The 20,075-nt window shown below is 63.3% G+C and carries 13 protein-coding genes; 2 read left to right on the forward strand and 11 right to left on the reverse strand.

The annotated features are described in order from the left end of the window. Positions 1 to 8 precede the first annotated feature (8 nt). Both atpG and atpD read left to right on the forward strand, forming a co-directional pair. Positions 9 to 902: an ATP synthase F1 subunit gamma gene (gene atpG, locus HYT87_12495; GenBank protein ID MBI2060580.1), complete on the forward strand. Its 894-nt coding sequence runs from the start codon at positions 9 to 11 to the stop codon at positions 900 to 902. Positions 903 to 963: 61 nt separating this feature from the next. Next, on the forward strand, positions 964 to 2,343 hold the full coding sequence (atpD, locus tag HYT87_12500; GenBank protein ID MBI2060581.1) for a F0F1 ATP synthase subunit beta: 1,380 nt from the start codon (positions 964 to 966) through the stop codon (positions 2,341 to 2,343). A 98-nt stretch (positions 2,344 to 2,441) separates the two neighbouring features. Here the strand turns inward: atpD and HYT87_12505 are convergent, their stop codons facing one another. From HYT87_12505 to HYT87_12555, 11 genes are all read right to left on the reverse strand, one after another. Then, entirely contained in the window at positions 2,442 to 4,568 is a 2,127-nt protein-coding gene (locus HYT87_12505) for a TonB-dependent receptor (GenBank protein ID MBI2060582.1), read from the reverse strand. Next, entirely contained in the window at positions 4,565 to 5,533 is a 969-nt protein-coding gene (locus HYT87_12510) for a diguanylate cyclase (protein MBI2060583.1), read from the reverse strand. The genes HYT87_12505 and HYT87_12510 overlap by 4 nt, the downstream gene beginning before the upstream one ends. Further along, complete coding sequence (locus HYT87_12515; protein MBI2060584.1) at positions 5,530 to 8,745, reverse strand: response regulator; 3,216 nt, start codon at positions 8,743 to 8,745, stop codon at positions 5,530 to 5,532. Before HYT87_12515 ends, HYT87_12510 begins: the two co-directional genes overlap by 4 nt. Continuing rightward, positions 8,742 to 9,353, reverse strand: coding sequence for a hypothetical protein (locus HYT87_12520; protein ID MBI2060585.1), 612 nt, complete (start codon positions 9,351 to 9,353; stop codon positions 8,742 to 8,744). Before HYT87_12520 ends, HYT87_12515 begins: the two co-directional genes overlap by 4 nt. A gap of 291 nt (positions 9,354 to 9,644) precedes the next feature. Next, positions 9,645 to 10,142, reverse strand: a complete 498-nt coding sequence (locus HYT87_12525) for a hypothetical protein (protein MBI2060586.1) — start codon at positions 10,140 to 10,142, stop codon at positions 9,645 to 9,647. A 203-nt stretch (positions 10,143 to 10,345) separates the two neighbouring features. Beyond that, positions 10,346 to 11,014, reverse strand: a complete 669-nt coding sequence (locus HYT87_12530) for a response regulator transcription factor (protein ID MBI2060587.1) — start codon at positions 11,012 to 11,014, stop codon at positions 10,346 to 10,348. Then, the gene (locus HYT87_12535) at positions 11,011 to 12,219 is read right to left on the reverse strand and encodes a response regulator (GenBank protein ID MBI2060588.1); all 1,209 of its coding nucleotides are present in this window, start codon (positions 12,217 to 12,219) and stop codon (positions 11,011 to 11,013) included. Before HYT87_12535 ends, HYT87_12530 begins: the two co-directional genes overlap by 4 nt. A 22-nt stretch (positions 12,220 to 12,241) precedes the next feature. Continuing rightward, positions 12,242 to 12,715, reverse strand: a complete 474-nt coding sequence (locus tag HYT87_12540; protein MBI2060589.1) for a response regulator — start codon at positions 12,713 to 12,715, stop codon at positions 12,242 to 12,244. Continuing rightward, the gene (locus HYT87_12545; protein ID MBI2060590.1) at positions 12,712 to 13,980 is read right to left on the reverse strand and encodes a response regulator; all 1,269 of its coding nucleotides are present in this window, start codon (positions 13,978 to 13,980) and stop codon (positions 12,712 to 12,714) included. The genes HYT87_12540 and HYT87_12545 overlap by 4 nt, the downstream gene beginning before the upstream one ends. Before the next feature lie 6 nt (positions 13,981 to 13,986). Beyond that, entirely contained in the window at positions 13,987 to 14,808 is an 822-nt protein-coding gene (locus HYT87_12550) for a hypothetical protein (protein MBI2060591.1), read from the reverse strand. A gap of 17 nt (positions 14,809 to 14,825) precedes the next feature. After that, positions 14,826 to 20,069 carry a response regulator gene (locus HYT87_12555; protein MBI2060592.1) on the reverse strand — a complete coding sequence of 1,748 codons (5,244 nt, stop codon included), beginning with the start codon at positions 20,067 to 20,069 and terminating at the stop codon, positions 14,826 to 14,828. Positions 20,070 to 20,075: the final 6 nt, after the last annotated feature.

Here is a 20,075-nt window from a genome sequence, read left to right on the forward strand (position 1 = left end):
GGAGGAACATGCCCAAATCTCCCAAATTCATCCGGCGGCGCATCACGAGCGTCCGGAAAACCCAGCAGATCACCAAGGCCATGAAAATGGTGGCGGCGGCCAAGTTGCGCCGGGCGCAGGAACGGATCCTCAAGTACCGGCCCTACGCCGGGGATATCGAGTCTTTGTTCTTGCGTCTGGTGATTCGCATGCGCCGTGAAGCGGCCTCTCTCCGGAGCGGTCAAGCTCCCACCCTTCCCGTTTGGGCGACGGAAGCCGTACCCGGGAGTCAGCCGGCGGTTCTCATCACCGTGGCGAGCGAGCGCGGGTTGTGCGGAAGTTTCAACACAAATCTCCTGCGCCAGGTCGAGCGATGGGCCAGGGCACGAACGGCGGCCACCTCCTTCGTGACCGTCGGACGAAAATCCAGAGACTATCTCACCCGCCGGAAATTCTCCGTCACTCGCTCCTTCAGCAGCGTAATCCCGGCCTTCGAGGAATGGATCCCGGAAATCCGATCGGAAGCCCTCACGGCGCTTTCGAGAGACGGCGCGACCGTCTTCCTCGCCTACAACAGTCTCATCACGCTCACCTCCCAAAAGCCGTTGATCCGGCCTCTCCTGCCGGTGGCCGTGCCGGAAGGATTTTCTCTGGAGCCGTCGCTTTCGTGGATCTCCGAGCCGGACCTGTTTTCACTCGCGGAGCAGGTGCTTCCCCTGTATTTGGAGAGCCAGATCCGCAAGACCCTTTACGAGTCGGAAGCGGGCGAACACTCCGCCCGGATGTCCGCGATGGAAAATGCGACCAAGAGCGCCAGGGAAATGATCGATAAACTGACACTGGAAATGAACAAAGCCCGTCAGGCCGCCATCACGAAGGAACTTATGGATATCGTCAACGGCGCCGAGGCGCTCCGGGGATGAGAACCGTGCCTTTCCCTTCACGCTTCACTCATCACACTTCACGACTCTAAAGGAGGCCACCATGGCTCAAGGACACATCGTACAAATCATCGGACCCGTCATCGACGTGGAGTTTCCACCCGGCCAGTTGCCGAATATTCTCAATGCCCTCACGATCGGTGATCTCGTCTTGGAAGCCGCCCAGCATATCGGGGAGAACAAGGTGCGCTGCATCGCCATGGATTCCACCGACGGCCTGACCCGCGGGACGGCCGTCGAGGACTCCGGAGACGTCATCAAGGTTCCCGTGGGCCGGGAAGTCCTTGGCCGCATCCTGAACGTGGTGGGCCGGCCGGTCGATGAAGGCGCCCCGATCAAGGCCAAGACCCTGTACCCGATCCACCGCGCGGCGCCCGAGTTTCAGGACCAATCCACCAAGATCGAGATGTTCGAAACCGGCATCAAGGTGGTGGATCTTCTCGAACCGTACATGAAGGGCGGCAAGATCGGCCTCTTCGGAGGCGCCGGCGTCGGGAAGACGGTGATCATCATGGAACTGATCCACAACGTGGCGATGCAGCACGGCGGCGTCTCCGTCTTCGGCGGCGTGGGAGAGCGCACACGCGAAGGCAACGATCTCTGGACCGAAATGAAGGAGTCCGGCGTTATGGGCAAAACCGCGCTGATCTACGGGCAGATGAACGAGCCCCCCGGCGCCCGCGCCCGCGTGGGTCTCTCCGCTCTCACGGTGGCCGAATACTTCCGCGACGAGGAAGGTCTCGACACACTCCTGTTCATCGACAACATCTTCCGGTTCGCCCAGGCCAACTCCGAGGTCTCCGCCCTTCTGGGCCGCATGCCCTCCGCCGTCGGCTACCAGCCCACGCTTTCAACGGATATCGGCGAGCTACAGGAGCGGATCACGTCCACCAAGAAAGGTTCCATCACTTCCGTGCAGGCGATCTACGTGCCGGCGGACGACCTCACGGACCCCGCGCCGGCCACAACCTTCGCGCACCTCGACGCGACGACGGTCCTCTCGCGGCAGATCGTCGAGATGGGGATCTATCCCGCCGTCGATCCGCTGGATTCCACGTCGCGCATCCTCGATCCCAACATCATTGGTGAAGAGCACTACATGGTGACCCGTCAGGTTCAGAAGATTCTGCAGCGGTACAAGGATCTTCAGGACATCATCGCCATTCTTGGAATGGACGAGCTGTCCGAAGACGATAAAGTCGTCGTCGGCCGCGCGCGGAAGATCCAGCGTTTCCTCTCACAGCCTTTCAGCGTGGCCGAGGCGTTCACGGGCAAGAAAGGCGCCTACGTGAAGCGCGAAGACACGATCAAGGGCTTCAAGGGAATCGTGGACGGCAAGTACGACGAACTGCCCGAGCCGGCTTTCTACATGGTGGGCTCCATCGAGGAAGCGGAGCAGAAAGCCAAGCAGTTGATGCAGTAGCCCGACACGATTCACGTTTATCCCGGTACCGGAACCTGCTCGCCACGGGCACCAACCCCGGCCCGTTCCCGGCGAATTCAGCGCGAGCAACCCCGCGGCTACTTGCCGGGGCGATCAGACCATTCGAGTCCGGCCCAGATGAGGCGGCCGGGAAGTGAGGTCGTATCCACTCTCCCCGGACGCGTGGCGATGTACTGAATTCCGTCATTGAAGAGATTCTTGGCTCCCACGCGGAGGCTTAGCCGGTCCGCCAGAAAAGCGCGAGCGAGGCTCACGTCGAATGTGCTGTATCCGTCTCCCAGCCCCCGCTTCGCAATCTGATTGAAGCGAAGGCCCAGCGTCGTCTTCCGGATGGGGGTCAGCCACGCTGCAACATCGTACATCCAGGGCGGAGCGATCTCGCCCTCGCTTGCGAGCCGGGAGTCCTTCACACCGGCCCAAGCACCGTTCACCGTCGCTTTGAGCCACCACAGGATCTGCTGGCTCCATTCCACCTCGGCGCCCAGGGACCGCGCCCAGGCGCTGTTTTCGAATCCGGGAGATGTGGGCGACGGCACTCGGTAGACCATGTCCCGGATGCGGGAGTAGAAACCGGTGGCGCGGCCCACCATGTTGGGCCGCCGGAAGACGTACGCCAACTCCCCCGTGCCCACGACTTCGAAATCGAGCGGATCGGCGGGGTTCTGTTCCGCCAACTCGAAGAAGGTCGGCGCCCGATAGCCCTCGCTGTACTGGCTTTTCAGGATATGATGTTCAGTCAGCCTCCAGACGAGGCTCAAACGGGGAGTGAGCCGCCAGTCCACATCGGAGAAATGATCGAAGCGGAGGCCGGGGGTCAGCGCCCATCGTTCACCGAGAGTGATGGAATCCTGAACGAAGAGCGATTCGACAAACCGCCTTTCATCTTTGACGAGCACGTCCGGCGGGGGCGTGGGAACCTGATTGGCCGCCGGGTCGCCGCCGCTCCCCGGCGGTCCCGCTTCTCCACCCGCCCCGCCCTCGGCCCCCCCACCTTGCCTCCTCGGCGCGGGCGGCCCGGATCCGCCGGGGCCGGTCTCCGGTCCTCCCGCCGGCTGAGCCGTGGCCCCGCCGGCGGCTCCGGCCGCGGCCGGCAGCGGCGGCCGGCGGTGGTTCGCTTCCCCAATGAGCGCCGTGGTGTGTTCGAATCCTGCGACGAGGGCGTGTCGGTGGGACGGTTCCCACCGCGCGTCGATCCCCGCGCGGAGGAGATTTCCGGCGAAATCGTCGCCGCCGCCGGCCATCGTGTTGCGGAGGAATCCTCCGCGGACGTTGACGTGAAAATCGGACGACACCTCCCGCGCATAGGACAGTTCAATGGAGCCGTCCGTCTCCGCCACCTCATCGGGAAGCGACTGCCCTTCGCCCCGGGCTTCCGGGGTGATGGCCTCGCGGAAAAGCTGTCCGGTGAGTGACCCTCCGCGCCAACCGAGCCCGAACACCCCCGTGGCCGCCTGCTCGTCCCCCTTGACGCCGTCCAGGAACGATGCCGACCGACCGCCGGTGCCCGACACATTGGCAAACATCCTGATCGGCTCCTCACCGCCGGAGGACCACGCCGCCCGCCCCCCGCCCACGGCCCGCCGCTCGGTCTCCCCGCGAGTGAACAGTCCGAAGTCGTCTTTTTTCGTGACAATGTTGATCAGGCCCATGAAGGCGAAATCGCCATGGACCACCGAGCCCGGCCCTCGAATGAATTCGATGCGATCGACCTGCTCGATCGGCATGCCCAGAATGAACGGATTGATCCCCGCGCTCTCGCGGCTGAGCGGCACGGAATCCACCAGGATCTTGATGTTCCCGGCGTTGAACGGAAAATAGAGCCCGCGCACGATCACCGACGGCCGGGCGAGCGAATCCCGCACCGGCTGAACCCCGGGCACCCGCGACAACGCCTCCCAAACATTGCGCGCACCCAATCCCTTGAGCTCGCCCGCGTCCAGCACCGTCACCACGCCCGGCACGAAGTCCGCGTTCATGCGGGTTCGTGTGGCAATCTCCGTCTCCTCTTCGATGAGGCTCAGCAGCTCCTCCATCTCCGGCTGATCTTCGCCCGCGGAGGCGGGGCTTGCCGCCGGGCCCGAATCCATCTCCCCGCCGTCCATCCTCTCGGCACCCCGGTCCCGCGCCGGCTCTCCGGCGGCATGCGCCTGCTCCACGGCCACCAACAGCATCACAACGATTCCCCATGCCCATCTTCCGATCATGCGGCCTCCTTCTGTACGCCCTGCACGATGTTTTCCTTCCGCCTCGTCACTCCATCCATATGAACAAACCGGTTCCGCCCTCCGGTCTTCGCCTCGTAGAGAAGCCGGTCGGCCGCCTCGAGGGCGGCGAGGGCCGATTCTCCCGACCCGGGCATCAGGGTGACCGCCCCGCCGCTGACCGTCACGCGGTCGGCGCACTCGGATGCCGCATGTCGGAGATCGAGCGCCGCGATGGCATCGAGAACGTGGGCCAGGAGGATTCGCGTGGACCTCGCATCCGCCGCCGGCAGAACGAGGGCGAACTCCTCGCCGCCGTATCGGGCCAGGAGGTCCCCCGGCCGCCGCGCGAAGCCGGCCACGGCCCTGACCACGGATCGCAGGCACTCATCGCCGCGGGCATGGCCGTACGTGTCGTTGTATTTCTTGAAGTAGTCCACATCGAGGATGCCCACGGAAAAGACGGAACTCTGGCGAACGGCCCTCGACCATTCGGATTGAAGAGCCTCGTCGAAACGCCCGCGATTGGCAACCCCCGTGAGGGGATCGATCGACGCCATCCGCTCCAGAAGGTCCCGCGTCCCCTTCAGTTCGAGGTGGGTGCGAACGCGGGCGCGGACGACGGAGGGCCGGATGGGTTTGGTGATGTAGTCCACCCCGCCGAGGTCGAAACCCAGGGTTTCATCCTCATCGCCGTCGATGGCCGTCACGAAGATGACCGGGATGTGCCGGGTCCGATCGTCGGATTTGAGCCGGCGGCACACCTCGAATCCACCGAGATCGGGCATCACCACATCGAGCAGGATCAGATCCACGCGATTGGCTGCCGCCAGGCTCATCGCCGTTTCGCCCGACGTGGCGAAATAGAGTTCGTATTCGTGCCCGAGGGACTCGGCCAGAATCTGGATGTTGGAGGGTTGGTCGTCCACGATGAGGACCCGGCGCCTGGCCAGACAATCGAGGCTCACGTCGCGCCCTCCGGCGTGAGGCCCAGCTCGCTTATGAGCGCTTCCAGATGGGCGGAGGCGGACTGAAAGTCAAGCCTGTCGATGGCCGCTCCCAGCCGGACCAGACTTTCGCTCGTGGTCCCTCCGAGCTCCCGCTGAATCTCCGCAAACTGTTCCAAAGCGCCGAGATGGTTTCTCCGGAGATGCTCCTTCATGAGGTCGATCAGGGGAAGGATCCGGACGGTTCCGCCGTTCGAGCCGTTGGGACCGGGCGGGCGGGACGGCGCCTCGGGAATCCGCTTGATGACGGCCGCGGACGATTCGACCTCGGCCAGGGCCGATTCCAAGCCGTCCAACGAGACCTCCCCCGAGGCGGGGTCTCGCAAGTGCCGTTCCGCTTCGGCGGCGGCCGCCGCCACGCGGTGGGCTCCGAGCGTCGCCGCCGAGCCTTTGAGCGTGTGCAGGAGGGCCATGGCACCCGCACGATCGCCCGACCCCAGCAGGCCCAGAAGTCGATCCACCGCCTTCCGGTTCTCGAGAACGAATTCCGGAATCAGCCGCCGGTAAAGCGAGACGTTACCGCTCACCCTTCGCAAGCCGTCCTCCATTTTGAGGCCGGGGAGCTCCGGTGGGAGCGGCCCCGTGGAGAGGGGCGCCGGCGTGGACGTCCCGCCCGCGCGCACTTTCAGCCAGCGGGCCATGACTCCCACAAGGTTCTTTTCATCGATCGGTTTTGGGAGATAGTCGCTCATCCCCGCCTTGAGGAACCGCTCGCGGTCGCCCATCATCGCGTGGGCCGTAAGGGCGATCACCGGGAGAGCCTCCAGCCGCGGCTGGAGGCGCATCCGACGCACGGTTTCCAAGCCGTCCATCTCCGGCATTTGAACATCCATCATCACGGCGTCGAACCGTCCTTTTTCGAGAGCGTCCAGCGCCTCGAAACCGTTGCGCGCCTCGGCCACCTCCAGGCCAAGCCCGCCCAGCATCTCCCGAGCGACTTCACGATTGATGGCATTGTCCTCCACGAGGAGAACCGATTGGCCGGGTACGAACTGAATCGTGGAAGGGGCGGGCGCCGCCGGCATGGCCTCGTCCGTCGGATGGAGAACTTTCATGATGGCGTCGTGCATGGAGGACGGACTGATCGGTTTGTGGAGCACCACCTCGATGCCCGCCTGCCGCGCGAGGCGTTCCGCTTCGTCCCGATCGTAGGCGGTGACCAGGATCACGGGCAGCCGGGTCGGCGCCGTCAATCGGGCCAATTCGCGCGCGGTCTCGGTTCCGTCCAAGTCCGGCATTCGCCAATCGAGAACCGCCACGCGGAAGGGCGCTCCCTGCTGGAGGGCGCGTTTCGTCTCTTCCACAGCCTCGGGACCCGACGACACGATGGTGGCCCGGCACAAGAGGGAGCGAAGCATTTCGCCCATGACCGCGCGCGCGTTCGCATTGTCGTCGGCCACCAGAACGGGCAGGTTCCGGAACTCATCCGCCAGACGGCGGGGACCCACGGGGCCGCGGGGGAGGTCGAACGTCGCCGTGAAACTGAAGGTGCTCCCCTTCCCCGGCTCGCTCTCGACGTGCATCTCGCCTCCCATCATGGAGACGAGGCGGCGACTGATGGCCAGCCCGAGGCCGAGGCCGCCGAACCGGCGCGTCATGGACGTATCGGCCTGCGTGAACGGCTCGAACATGGCCTTCAGGAGCTCGGGGGCGATGCCGGGTCCCGTATCGCGGACGGAGAATTTCAGGATGGCATGATCACGGCGCAGTTCACCGCAATCGACCTTGACCACGATCTCCCCCTGCTCGGTGAACTTCAGGGCATTGCCCATCAGATTGAGGAGAACCTGTTTGAGCCGCACGGAATCGCCCCGGAGGCGGCGCGGGACGTCGGGGGCGGTGGAAAACAAGATCTCGAGATTCTTGTCTGCCGCCTTCAATCCGATGACATCCGCCAACTCGGAAAGCAGGTCGTCGAAATCGAAATCGATCCGCTGGATTTCCAGGCGCGAGGCCTCGATCCGGGACAGGTCGAGGATGTCTTCGACCAATTCGATCAGCAGGTGGGCCGACGCCTGGGCCTTGGCCAGGTAGCCGCGCACCTTCGGCTGCGCCTCGCCGGCGCGCAGGGCAAGCGACGTGAAACCGACCACCCCGTTCAACGGCGTGCGGAGCTCGTGGCTCATGTTGGCCAGGAAAAGGCTCTTGGCGCGGTTGGCCGATTCCGCCTCATCCTTCGCGTGGCGCAGCTCCTCCTGCACGTGGCGCTGCGCGGTGACGTCGCGGGCGATGCCGTCGTATCCCGTCACTCTCTTGAGCTCGTTCCGGAGGGTCACTTCGGAGAATTCGATGTGATGCGGATGACCCCCTTCGTCGGCAAGGTCGACCTCGAAGGTGCGCTCCGGTGAGGAGGAGCCGTCCGCCGGAGCGACCGGCTTGCTCAGCAGCTCCCGATGGCGCGCGATGAAGTCATCGGGCGAAAATCCAAGGACACCGCGGACCGACTCGCTCGCGGACGTGAGGCGGCCCTTTTCGTCTTTGGTGTAGACAAACGTATTGCTCAGGCTGTTGACAAGGCGGTTGTACCGCTTCTCCTGCTGCCACAGTTCGCGTTCGGCCCGTTCCCGCTGTGCGCGCTGCCGGTCCAGCCGGCGGAAGGAAAGGAGGGAGAGGGTCGAGACCAGGAGGAGCAGCGCCAAGCCGCCTATCGAAACGCCCCACATGCTTCGGCGGACGTCCTGGGAAAGTCTCCGGTACGGCCGATCGTCAACCTGGACGTACGCCACTCCCAGGAGCTCGCTGCTGCCGGGGTTGTAGAGCGCGACCTCGACTCGAAATCCCGAGCCGCCGAGCGCCCCTCGGCGCAGGTCCAGGGTGCCCTCCACGGCCTTGACCACCTCATAATCCACCTGGAGTTCGACGCTCAGAAAAAAGGGCGTATCGGTCTTCGAGTCGCGAAGGAGGAGGAGCTCGTCCAGCATCCCCACGAGATTGCGCACGCGCGCCTCGCCCTCGCCGCTGAGAAGCGAGGAGGCGATCGCGTTCGCCTGGGAGCGGGCGAGGACCTCGGCCTGCATCGCGGCCTCCCGCTTCAGCCTCGGTTGCAGGATCCCCTTCCAGGAAATGAGCATGACCCCGAGTAGAAGGAGCGCCAGCACGACGAACGCTCCCGAAAGAAGCACGTACGCCCCGCGCTCGTTCGTGGCCCATTCGCGTCCGGCGGGAGAAGTCATGGATAGGCCTTCGTGACTTTCATGAAAAACGGCTTGAGCGAGATACGTGAGGCTTCGAGAGTCCGCGTGTTGATGTAGGGCCGGACCTGCGCCTCCACGGACACCCCGCCGAGCACGCCGCTCTCCACGTCACCCTCGAACGGGGAGTAGACGATGAGGCCGTTCCGGATCCCATATTGGATGACGGACCTCAGCCTTGCGGGATCCAATGCCTCCGCGATGAAGATCCCCACTGGGGCCCTCCCTTCGTAGGCATTGAACGCGGAATCGGAATGGATTTCCGCCAGGACCGGCAACCCTCGGATCGCTTCGCCGCCGGATGGGCCGCCAACGTTCAGGCCATCCGCCAACTCGCGCGCCCGGCTCTTTTCACGTTGATAGAAGAAGACGATCAGGAGCCGGCCGTCGTCCGCAACCTTGTGCTCCAGTCCGACGTCCGCCGCCACAAGCGCCCGAAAGAGCCGTAGGCCGGCGCGAATGCGTGTTTCATCGCTCCCGGCCGCTGCGCTCCGGCCGAGATCCACCGCGGCCATCAAGCCGAACGCCGCCGCCACGCGGGCCGTGCGACTCAGAATGCCGGAGCTACCGTGCGGAACATGACGCTCCACGGACAACCTCCCCAGGTCCAATGGCCACCATTCAACTCGCTTTCTCCGCCTTCATCGCAACGTGCATTATAGACCGCCCCTGTCTACAATCAAAGCCCAATTCCGCTTGGCGCTTATGCGCATCCCACAGTCAAATGCCGGGGATACGACGAACTGCCCGAGCCGGCCTTCTACATGGTGGGTTCCATCGAGGAGACGGAGCAGAAGGCCAAGCAGTTGATGCAGTAAGAGCCGGCTCTATTGAGGCCGAAGCTCGATAGCGGCTATCGTGTTTCGGCCTCGAATCATCCGTCAGAAATAGTACCGGGCGCCGAGCCCACCCTGGAGATCGAACGACGTCTCGGGGACAAGCCTCATGCCGGGCACGATCTCGAGGAAAACGTCCACCGGCGCCCGGTGGAACAGATAGGTAAGCCCGATGGGCACCCGCACGCCGGCCTCGATGTCCTCCTCTCGAACACTGAGCCGTCCGCCTGCTCCTGCATAGACCGGAAACATCCCCATCGCCTCCGCCCCCGGTCCCGCTTCACGCCGCTTCCGACGATCCAAGAGATCGGCGACGGTCCACAGATAGTCCGCCTGAACCTGGAAAAACTCCCGTCGAAGTGAGTAGGCCGCTCCCCCCTGAATCGCCTGGTTGGAGTGGATCCAGTATTTCGCGCTTATTCCGGTGGGCTCCCCCACCATGATCCCCAGTCCTGCGGGCCTGGAATCGACGTCAAACGCCCACGATCCCCGGCAGCCTGCCCAGGTAAGAACAAGCGCCATGCTCACCAAGATAGTCTTCATCCTCTTGCTCCGGCTTCCCGAGGCTAAACCCCGTGCCATGGAGGGTACGGGGCTCAGCCTCTAACTCATCCCACCCCGGCACGAGCCATTTTCCCAGCTTTTCGTTTTTAGACGCAGCGTCCATTCGCTCACCCTACTCTCGGCGCAGGGGCCCGCCAATGGGCATCCCACCCCAAATGGGGAGGGAGCGACTACCCCCCCCTTCAGTTCGGTCGTGCAGTCAGGCCGCGCTCCATGGCGTAGCGTGTCAGTCCGGCGATGGTGTGAATCTCCAGCTTGTTCATCACGCTCTGCCGGTGCTTCTCAATCGTCTTCACGCTGATCGACAATTCCGTGGCCATTTCTTTGTTGCTGTATCCCTCGGCCACGAGCTGCAACACCTCCCGCTCCCGTTGGGTCAGCGCGTGCGGCTGCCCGTTTCCGGGGCCGCCTCCCCGCGCCTGCGATCGGAAATCCCCCACGAGGAACTTGTTCACGGCGGGGCTGAAGTAGGCGTTTCCCTTCGCCACTTCCCGGATCGCCGTGAGAAGCTCCGATACCGCCCGGTGCTTGATGAGATACGCCGAAGCGCCCGCTTCCACGGCGCGGTGGACGTATTCCATCTCGGCATGCATGGACAACAGGACCGTGGCGGTACCGGGGCACGTCCTCCGGATCTGCGCCACGGCATCGATCCCGTTCAGGAGCGGCATCGCGATGTCCAGCACGGCCACATCCGGATGGATCTTGCTCGCCGCGCCTACCGCCGCCCGGCCCGTGTCGACATCCGCCACCACCTCCATGTCTTTCTCGCCGCTGATGAGGGATTTCAGGCCTTCCCTCACGATGGTGTGATCATCCGCCACCAGGACCGTAATCTTTCTTGAAGTCATGGTTTCCTCCTTCTCTTCGTTTCCGCCGGTTGGGGCGATCGGACGGGCACCGTCACCCTCAGCGAACGTCCCCCGCCGGGTCGTCGTATCCAGAGGGCTTTTCCCCCGGCCAGAGTCACCCGCTCCTCAATTCCCACAATCCCCAATCCACCGCCTAAGCGGACACGTTTGCCCCCCTTTGAATACCTGCCGTTCCGGCCATCGTCCGCGACGGTCAAAATCGCCTCCCGAGGCCAGACGTCCAAAGTCAATCGGGCCTCATGCGCTTTGGCGTGCTTCATTACGTTCGTCAGCGCCTCCTGCACCACCCGAAGGAGCGTCGTCTCGGTCTCCCGGCTCAGCCGACGCGCCGCTCCCGAGGATCTGACCCGCACACGCACTCCCGACATCGCCGATACCTGGCGCGCCACCGCCCTCAAAGCCGGGGCCAGAGACATGTGGTCGAGCAGCTCCGGGCGCAGGCCGTGGGCGATCCGGTGGATCGATTCCAACCCCTCGCGAACGGCATTCTGCAGAACGACGATTTTCCCCATGTTCCCGTCCAAGCGCCCCGCCGCTTTCTTCAGCCGCTCCAACCCCAGGTCCACGCCCGTCAGCACCTGACCGAGACCGTCGTGCAATTCCCGACTAATTCTTTTCCGCTCCTCCTCCTGCACGTGGATGAGTTCCCGTGAAACCCTTCGGAGGGCCCGTTCCGCCGTGCTGGCCTTCCGAAAAGCGCGCTTGTAGTGATTCTCGCTTTTCCCCAAGGCATCCGTAACTCGTTCCTTCTCCTCCGTCAGATGCCGGTGCTCGATGGCCATCCGGACGGACTGCCCCAGTTTCTCCAGTCGGTCCTTCAAAACGTAGTCGTAGGCGCCGTGCCGGATGGCCGACGCCGCCAAGTCCTCCCCAACCGCCCCCGACACGAGGATCAGCGGCACGCGCAGTCCCTTCTCCTTCAACAGATCGAGTGCCCGGAGGCCGTCGAATCCCGGCAGGCGGTAGTCCGCCAATATCACATCGAGGTCCGGGGACAACTTCGCCAGATAATCTTTTTCCGTCTCGGCGCGAATCGCCTCCGGAGCGAAGCCCGCCCGCCGGAGCCACTCGACGCAGAAGTGCGCGTCGTCCTCGGAATCCTCCAAGAGGAGTACGCGAAGCGGCTTCCGCGCGCGAAGGGACGGGACGATGGCTCCCAAGCTTGCCGCGGCTGCTGAGGTCACTTCCTGCTCCCCCTTTTCCGAATCAGGACGAAAGTTTCCGCCCCATTTTTCCGCCACGATGGCCATTCCCGGGTACGCGGCTTACCCGGCTCCAGTATTCCAGGAATTTCTTGACCATCCACTCCAAATCCGTCAGCCGTGTCGGCTTGACGAGATACGACACGACTCCCTGTTCGTAGGAACGCACCATGTCTTCCTCGCGGGAACTTGTGGTCAGGATCGCCACGGGGATGTGGCGGTACCTTGGGTCCCCCTTGAGCTGCCGGAGCACTTCGAATCCATCCGCCTTCGGCATCCGGATGTCCAGCACGATTAGATTCGGAGTGCCGGCCTTGGCGTGGGGGCCTTCACGCCGCAGGAATTGGATGGCCTCCTCCCCGTCGCGGGCAACGCCCAGGAGTCGCGCGTACCGGGTTTTTTCAAGAACTTCACGAAAGAGGAACGCATCGTCCTCGTTGTCTTCCACGTAAAGGAGGTCCAGCGCCGGAACGGTCACATGCCCCCCTTCATCGGAACGCTGAACCGGAAGGTCGCCCCACGGCCCGGCTCTGATTCCACCCATAATTTACCTCCATGTCTTTCGACGATTCGCTTGCAGATCGTCAGGCCCATGCCGTTTCCCGGATAGTCCGAAGAAGGATGCAGCCTCTGAAAAATGACGAAGATCCGATCGAAGTAGCGCGGATCGATCCCGATCCCGTTGTCCCGCACGGAAAAGATCCACTCCGAGTCCCGCCGGTCGGCGGAGACATGGATCTGCGGGGCCGCCTTTTCCTGGAACTTCACGCCATTCTGAATGAGATTCTGAAGCAACTCCTGCATCCGCATCGAATTGGCCCACACGGAGGGCAACGGATCGTGCGTGACCACCGCCCCCGTGCTCTTGATCATGGCATCCAGGTTCGACACCGCGGATTCCAGCACGCTTTCCATCTCGATGGTTTCAAACGGGCTCTCCCCGGTCGACACCCGCGAGTAGTTGAGGAGGTCCCGGATCAGGCTGTGCATCCGATCCGCGCCTTCGAGGATTTTTTCCAGATACTTCCGGCCCTTGGGATCGAGTTTTCGCCGCCCTGCACGCTCCAAGAGCTGCGCGTAGTTGCCCACTTTCCGGAGCGGCTCCTGGAGATCGTGAGAGGCGACGTAGGCGAACTGCTCGAGCTCTTCATTCGATCGGGCCAATTCCTTCGCATTCATCTCGAGTTCACGGGCGTACCGTTGCACCTCGACCAGTCGCTTCTCCTGCTCCCTCCGGATGATTTCCTGAAACTGCATCTCCTGGATCTCCCGGGCCTGCCTCCGCACCTGCTCCGATTTCCTGAAGAGTTCGACAAATACCGATACCTTCGAGCGCAGAATTTCCGGCGGAAAGGGCTTCAGGATGTAGTCGACCGCCCCCAGCGAATACCCACGGGAAACGTGCTCCATCTCCGTATTGACGGCAGTGACGAAGATGATCGGGATGTGCCTGCATTTGTCCCTGGACCGGATCAGGGCCGCCGTCTCGAAGCCGTCCATCCGCGGCATTCTCACATCCAGGAGGATGAGGGCGATTTCCCTCTCCAACAGATGCTTGAGCGCCGCCTCACCGGATGCCGCCCGCAGCATGTTCAGGTCCATGTCACCCAGCACGGCTTCCAGGGCGAGGAGGTTTTCCGCGCGATCATCCACCAGGAGAACGGTCGGCCGCCGCTCCCCGGCCTCCATGTAGGTTTGCGGGCCGTTCGGCTTGACCAGCGGCCCGGGTTGAAGTTCAAACATCGTTCGTCACGCTACCCTTCGGTATGTGTGCGGGGCGCCCTCCATCGGCTGGTAGGAGTACTTTCCGAACTCGGGCGGCGGGGCCTCGGCGTTCCCCAACGCGATCACCCCGGACAGGCACAGGCTTGCATGAAACACCCCGAAGATTCTCCGCTTGTAGGACTCGCTGAAGGGCTCCAGCACGCCCCGGGCCACGATGAGCACGAATTCGTTGAACGAGCTGTCGGTGGCGAGATGGTGCGATACGCGCACGATTCGGTCTTTCAGATCCGAGTCGAGAACCGCTCTCTGCCGAACGATCTTGAAATAGTCCGGTAGTTTCGCTCGACCTCCGGAGGCCGCATAGGCGGAGTCCGAGGCTTTCATCACCCCGACGGGGACGGTACGCGAGTCTTCCGGCGCGCCCGCCACGCCTGTTCGGCGGGAGACATAGATCGTGGATCGATCCGCCAGACCCGCCTCCCTCAGAACGATGGCCAGGGACTCCGCTTCGAACCCGCCCTCCACCAACTGCCAGATCCGGATGAAGGGAAAGGTGCGCAGATAGGGCGCGATGGACTTCCGGACGGTTCGGAAGAATTCCGGAGGTTCGAACAGCCGGCGTCCGTTGCCGGACACATCCTGCATGAGCCGGTTGAAGCAGGGACCCTCCCGGAGCAGCTTTTCCTGGAGACCTGAAATGCTGCGAACCTTTTCCTCTCGCACCCGTTTCCGGATGCGTGGACCCAACCAGGCCGGATCGTAGGAGCGCAGATCGAAGCCGTAGCGGGCGAAGATGCCCTGCAGCAGAAGCTGCATCTCCACCGACTCCGTTTCGCCGCCCGACACCGTGGCTCCCGCGCCCGTTATCGATCCAGCGACACGCGCAGGAGCGACAGGAGCTGGTCCGGGTCCACCGGCTTGGCGATGTAGTCGGACGCCCCCGCCTCGATACATTTCTCACGGTCTCCTTTCATGGCCTTCGCGGTCAGCGCGAGGATCGGCAGGCTCTTGAATTGCCTGTCCTTCCGGATCTCGCGCATCGTTTCGTACCCGTCCATTTCGGGCATCATGATGTCCATCAGCACCACGTCCACATCCGGGGTGTCCTTCAACAGCCGGATGCCCTCGCGGCCGTCCCCGGCGTGGAGCACGTTCATCTTCTGCGTCTCAAGGATGCTCGTGACGGCGTAGATGTTCCGGATGTCGTCGTCCACCACGAGCACCTTCTTTCCCTGGAGAACCCGGTCCACCTGCTGCACCTGGCGGATCATCTGGCGCTTGGACAGCGGAAGATCCGCCATGCGCTGGTGCAGGTAGAGTGCGGTTTCGGCCAGGAGCCGTTCGGGCGACTCCGCATCCTTCACGATGATGGATTGCGCGAAGCGGCGCAGTTTCCGCTCTTCCTTCGGGCTCAGGTCCTTCCCGGTGTAGACGATCACGGGAATGTGCCGGAGGCCGGCCTCCTTTTCCGCTTTCTCAAGGAATTCGATGCCGCTCAGGCCGGGAAGCCGCAGATCCAGAATGGCGCAGTCGATGGCCCCCGATGAGAGCGCGGGGAGCGCCTCTTCGGCCGAGGCGACGGCCACGACGTCCACGTTCGGATCGCTCAGGAGCTCCGTCAGACTCTGCCGCTCCGTCGCATTGTCCTCGATGACCAGGACGCGTTTTTTGCGCTTCTCAACCGAGCCCCGGATTTGATCGAAGACCGCTGCCAGGGCCGATCGGTTGGGCACTTTCTCCATGCATCCGGCGGCCCCCAGCCGGTAACCCCGGTCCCGATCCTCGGTGGCGGTGATGATGTACACCGGGATGTGGCGCGTTTCCGCATCGTGCTTGAGCCGGTCCAGAATGGACCACCCGTCCATGTCCGGCAACCGGATGTCCAAGGTCACGGCGTCCGGCTTGAAGCGCCTCGCCAGGGCCATCCCTTCCTCCCCTCGCTCCGCCACCACGCCCTTGAAGCCTTTTTCATGGGCCAGGTCCCAAAGGATGTGACCGAAGCTGGGGTCGTCGTCCACGATCAGCACCAGGCGATCGCCAGGCTCCACCAACTCCCGGTCATCGACCAGCTCCCGCCTCGCAAACGAAGCGATTTGGATTTCCGAAACGTCCGCGCCTCGCTCCTGCACGGACGCGGCCGCTTCCGCCGCGCGGATTTCGGCTGCCACGCCAATCGTTTTAGGGAAGCGGGCCGGGAGGTAGAGCGTGAACACGCTCCCCGCTCCCGGTGTGCTGACCACCCCGATTTCGCCGCACAGGAGCCGGCTGAGTTCGCGGCTGATCGAGAGGCCCAGACCCGTTCCGCCGTATTTCCGGCTCGTGCCCCCCTCGGCCTGTTGGAACGCTTCGAAGATGATTTTCTGCTTGTCCAGCGGGATACCGATGCCCGTGTCGATCACCGAGAACGCCAGCACGCTTTCCGCGCCCGTGAGGAAGGACTGGTCACCCGTCCATCCCTCGCGCGCCGCATCGATGCGCAGGAGAACCTTGCCGCGCGCCGTGAATTTGAACGCGTTGGACAGGAGGTTCTTCAGAACCTGCTGGAGCCGCTTCGCGTCCGTCTGGACGAACTTCGGAAGCGATTCGCCCAGCTCGATGGAAAACTCCAGGGATTTCTGGACGGCGACCTGCCGGAAACCGCGTTCGACGTAGTCCTTGAGATCGTCGAAGTAGACGTCCGCCACGTCCACCGTCATCTTGCCTGCCTCGATCTTGGAGAGGTCCAATATGTCGTTGATGAGGTTCAGGAGGTCCGTGCCCGAACCGTGGATGGTGCGGGAGAACTCCACCTGTTTGTCCGTGAGGTTCCGGTCCGAATTCTCCGAAAGCATCTTGGCGAGAATGAGGAGGCTGTTGAGGGGTGTCCGGAGTTCATGGGACATGTTGGCCAGGAATTCCGATTTGTACTTGGAAGTGAGGGAAAGTTGTTCCGCCTTTTCTTCGAGGGCTTTTCGGGCCAGCTCCACCTCGCGGTTTTTCCGTTCCACTTCCGTCTTCTGTTCCGCGAGTTGATGGGCCTTTTCGGCCAGTTCTTCGTTGGTCTTCTTGAGTTCGAGCTGTTGTCCCTGAAGCTCCTGCGCCAACGCCTGGGATTTCTGGAGCAGCTCCTCCGTGCGCATGGTGGCCGCGATGGTGTTGATCATGATCCCGATGCTTTCCGCGAGCTGATCGATGAAGGTGAGGTGGATTTCGCTGAAGGGGTCGAACGAGGCCAGTTCAATGACCGCCCGGGTTTCGCCCTCGAACAGGATGGGGAGAACCACGACGCTGCGGGGTTGCGCCTTGCCCAAGGCGGAGGCGATCTGCACGAACCCCGCCGGCACGTTGGCCAGCAGAATGCGCTTTTTCTCCAGGGCGCACTGTCCGATGAGTCCCTCGCCCAGTTGGAAACGTTCCAGCGAGCCGGACTCCGGACGGTGCGCGTAGCTGGCCAGGGGACTGAGGTATGAACCGTTGTCCGTTCGCGCGTGGATGTAGAACACCCCCTGCTGCGCGTTCAGGAGCGCGGCCAACTCCGACATGATGAGCCGGGAGACCGTGACGAGGTCGCGTTGGCCCTGGATCATGGCGGCGAACCGCGCGAGGTTGGTCTTGAGCCAATCCTGCTGCGTGTTCTTCTCCGTCGTCTCCTTGAGGTTCCGGATCATTTCGTTGATGTTGTTCTTCAGCGCCTCCACCTCGCCGCGGGTTTCGACGGCGATCGAGCGGGTCAGATCGCCCTTCGTCACGGCGGTGGCCACGTCGCCGATGGCGCGCACCTGAGTGGTCAGGTTGGCGGCCAGTTGGTTCACGTTTTCCGTGAGATCTTTCCAGATGCCCGCGGCGCCGGGAACGCGGGCCTGACCGCCGAGCCGGCCCTCCACGCCCACTTCGCGCGCCACGGTGGTCACCTGGTCGGCGAAGATCGCGAGCGTGTCGATCATTTCGTTGATCGTGTCGGCCAGCGAGGCGATTTCTCCTTTGACTTCGAAGGCCACCTTCTTCTTGAGGTCGCCCGTGGCCACGGCGGTCACGACTTTCGCGATGCCGCGCACCTGGTCCGTGAGGTTCGCCGCCATCTGGTTCACGTTGTCCGTGAGGTCTTTCCACGTGCCGGACACACCCTTCACATCGGCCTGACCGCCGAGTTTTCCTTCCGTACCGACATCGCGGGCCACGCGTGTGACTTCCGAAGCGAAGGCGCTGAGCTGGTCCACCATCGTATTGATCGTGTTCTTGAGGGTGAGGATTTCGCCTTTGACGTCGACCGTGATTTTACGGGAGAGATCGCCTTTGGCCACGGCGGTGGTCACTTCGGCGATGTTTCGCACCTGGCCGGTGAGGTTGGCCGCCATACGGTTCACGTTGTCCGTGAGGTCTTTCCACGTGCCGGACACGCCTTTCACGTCGGCCTGGCCACCCAGCTTTCCTTCCGTGCCCACCTCGCGGGCCACGCGGGTCACTTCCGAAGCGAACGCGCCGAGCTGGTCCACCATGGTATTGATGGTGCTCTTGAGGGCGAGAATTTCCCCCTTCACGTCCACCGTGATCTTGCGGGAGAGGTCGCCTTTGGCCACGGCCACGGTGACTTCGGCGATGTTTCGAACTTGGCCCGTGAGGTTCGCGGCCATGCGGTTCACGTTGTCCGTGAGATCTTTCCAGGTGCCGGACACGCCCTTCACCCGCGCCTGTCCGCCGAGCTTCCCTTCCGTGCCCACCTCACGGGCGACACGGGTCACTTCCGAGGCGAACCCGCTGAGCTGGTCCACCATGACGTTGATCGTGTTCTTGAGGGCAAGAATTTCGCCCTTTACGTCCACCGTGATCTTCCGGGAGAGGTCGCCTTTCGCCACGGCGGTCGTCACTTCGGCGATGTTTCGAACTTGTCCCGTGAGGTTTGCCGCCATGCGGTTCACGTTGTCCGTGAGGTCCTTCCACGTGCCGGACACGCCCTTCACACGCGCCTGCCCGCCGAGTTTCCCTTCCGTGCCCACTTCGCGGGCTACACGCGTAACTTCGGAAGCGAACGCGCCGAGCTGGTCCACCATGACGTTGATCGTGTTCTTGAGGGCGAGAATTTCTCCCTTCACGTCCACCGTGATCTTGCGGGAGAGGTCGCCCTTCGCCACGGCGGTCGTCACCTCGGCGATGTTTCGGACTTGTCCCGTGAGGTTCGCCGCCATGCGGTTCACGTTGTCGGTCAAGTCCTTCCACGTGCCGGATACGCCTTTCACGTCCGCTTGTCCGCCGAGTTTTCCTTCGGTGCCCACCTCGCGGGCCACACGCGTGACTTCCGAAGCGAACGCGCCGAGCTGGTCCACCATCGTGTTGATGGTGTTCTTGAGGGCGAGAATTTCCCCCTTCACGTCCACCGTGATCTTGCGGGAGAGGTCGCCCTTGGCCACGGCGGTCGTCACTTCGGCGATGTTTCGAACTTGTCCCGTCAGGTTCGCCGCCATGCGGTTCACGTTGTCCGTGAGGTCCTTCCACGTGCCGGACACGCCTCTCACGTCGGCCTGTCCGCCCAGTTTTCCTTCCGTGCCCACTTCGCGGGCCACGCGGGACACTTCCGATGCGAACGCGCTGAGCTGCTGCACCATCGTATTGATCGTGGTGGCGGCGCGAAGGTATTCGCCTTTCAGCGGACGATCCTCGATTTTGACTTTCATGGTTTGCGAGAGGTCGCCCTGCGCCACGGCGCCGATGACGCGGATGACTTCGGCCGTGGGCTGAATGAGGTCGCCGATGATGGCGTTCAGCGAGTCGACGCTGTCCTGCCAGGATCCTTTGGCTTCCGGAAGAGCCGCGCGCTGGGTCAGTTTTCCTTCGCGGCCTACGACCCTACGGATTCGTTCGAACTCGCGGGCCATCCCGGCGTTCAATCCGATCACGCCGTTCAGCAGGGAGGCCAGCTCCCCACCGGTGCCGTTCCCGTGCACCCTCATCCGCGCTTTGAAGTTTCCTTTGCTCAATTCGCGCACGACGCGGAGCACTTCCTTAATCAAGACTTCGGGCTTATCCGTTTCCGCGCGACCGGGTGAGGGGGGCTTGACCGACCAGGCGACGTGATGAGGGACCTCCCCGGTCACCAATCGGTCCTCAGGAACCCCTTCTTCTCTGTCTTTCATGATACC

The organism is Nitrospirota bacterium (genome assembly GCA_016180645.1).
In the GTDB taxonomy this organism is placed as follows: domain Bacteria; phylum JACPQY01; class JACPQY01; order JACPQY01; family JACPQY01; genus JACPAV01.

Bases quoted from the DNA above. Each gene is read 5' to 3' on its own strand.
- HYT87_12555 (MBI2060592.1), bottom strand. From the start codon at position 20,069: ATGAAAGACAGAGAAGAAGGGGTTCCTGAGGACCGATTGGTGACCGGG.
- atpG (MBI2060580.1), top strand. From the start codon at position 9: ATGCCCAAATCTCCCAAATTCATCCGGCGGCGCATCACGAGCGTCCGG.
- HYT87_12530 (MBI2060587.1), bottom strand. From the start codon at position 11,014: ATGACTTCAAGAAAGATTACGGTCCTGGTGGCGGATGATCACACCATC.
- HYT87_12515 (MBI2060584.1), bottom strand. From the start codon at position 8,745: ATGACTTCTCCCGCCGGACGCGAATGGGCCACGAACGAGCGCGGGGCG.
- HYT87_12525 (MBI2060586.1), bottom strand. From the start codon at position 10,142: ATGAAGACTATCTTGGTGAGCATGGCGCTTGTTCTTACCTGGGCAGGC.
- HYT87_12545 (MBI2060590.1), bottom strand. From the start codon at position 13,980: ATGTTTGAACTTCAACCCGGGCCGCTGGTCAAGCCGAACGGCCCGCAA.
- atpD (MBI2060581.1), top strand. From the start codon at position 964: ATGGCTCAAGGACACATCGTACAAATCATCGGACCCGTCATCGACGTG.
- HYT87_12505 (MBI2060582.1), bottom strand. From the start codon at position 4,568: ATGATCGGAAGATGGGCATGGGGAATCGTTGTGATGCTGTTGGTGGCC.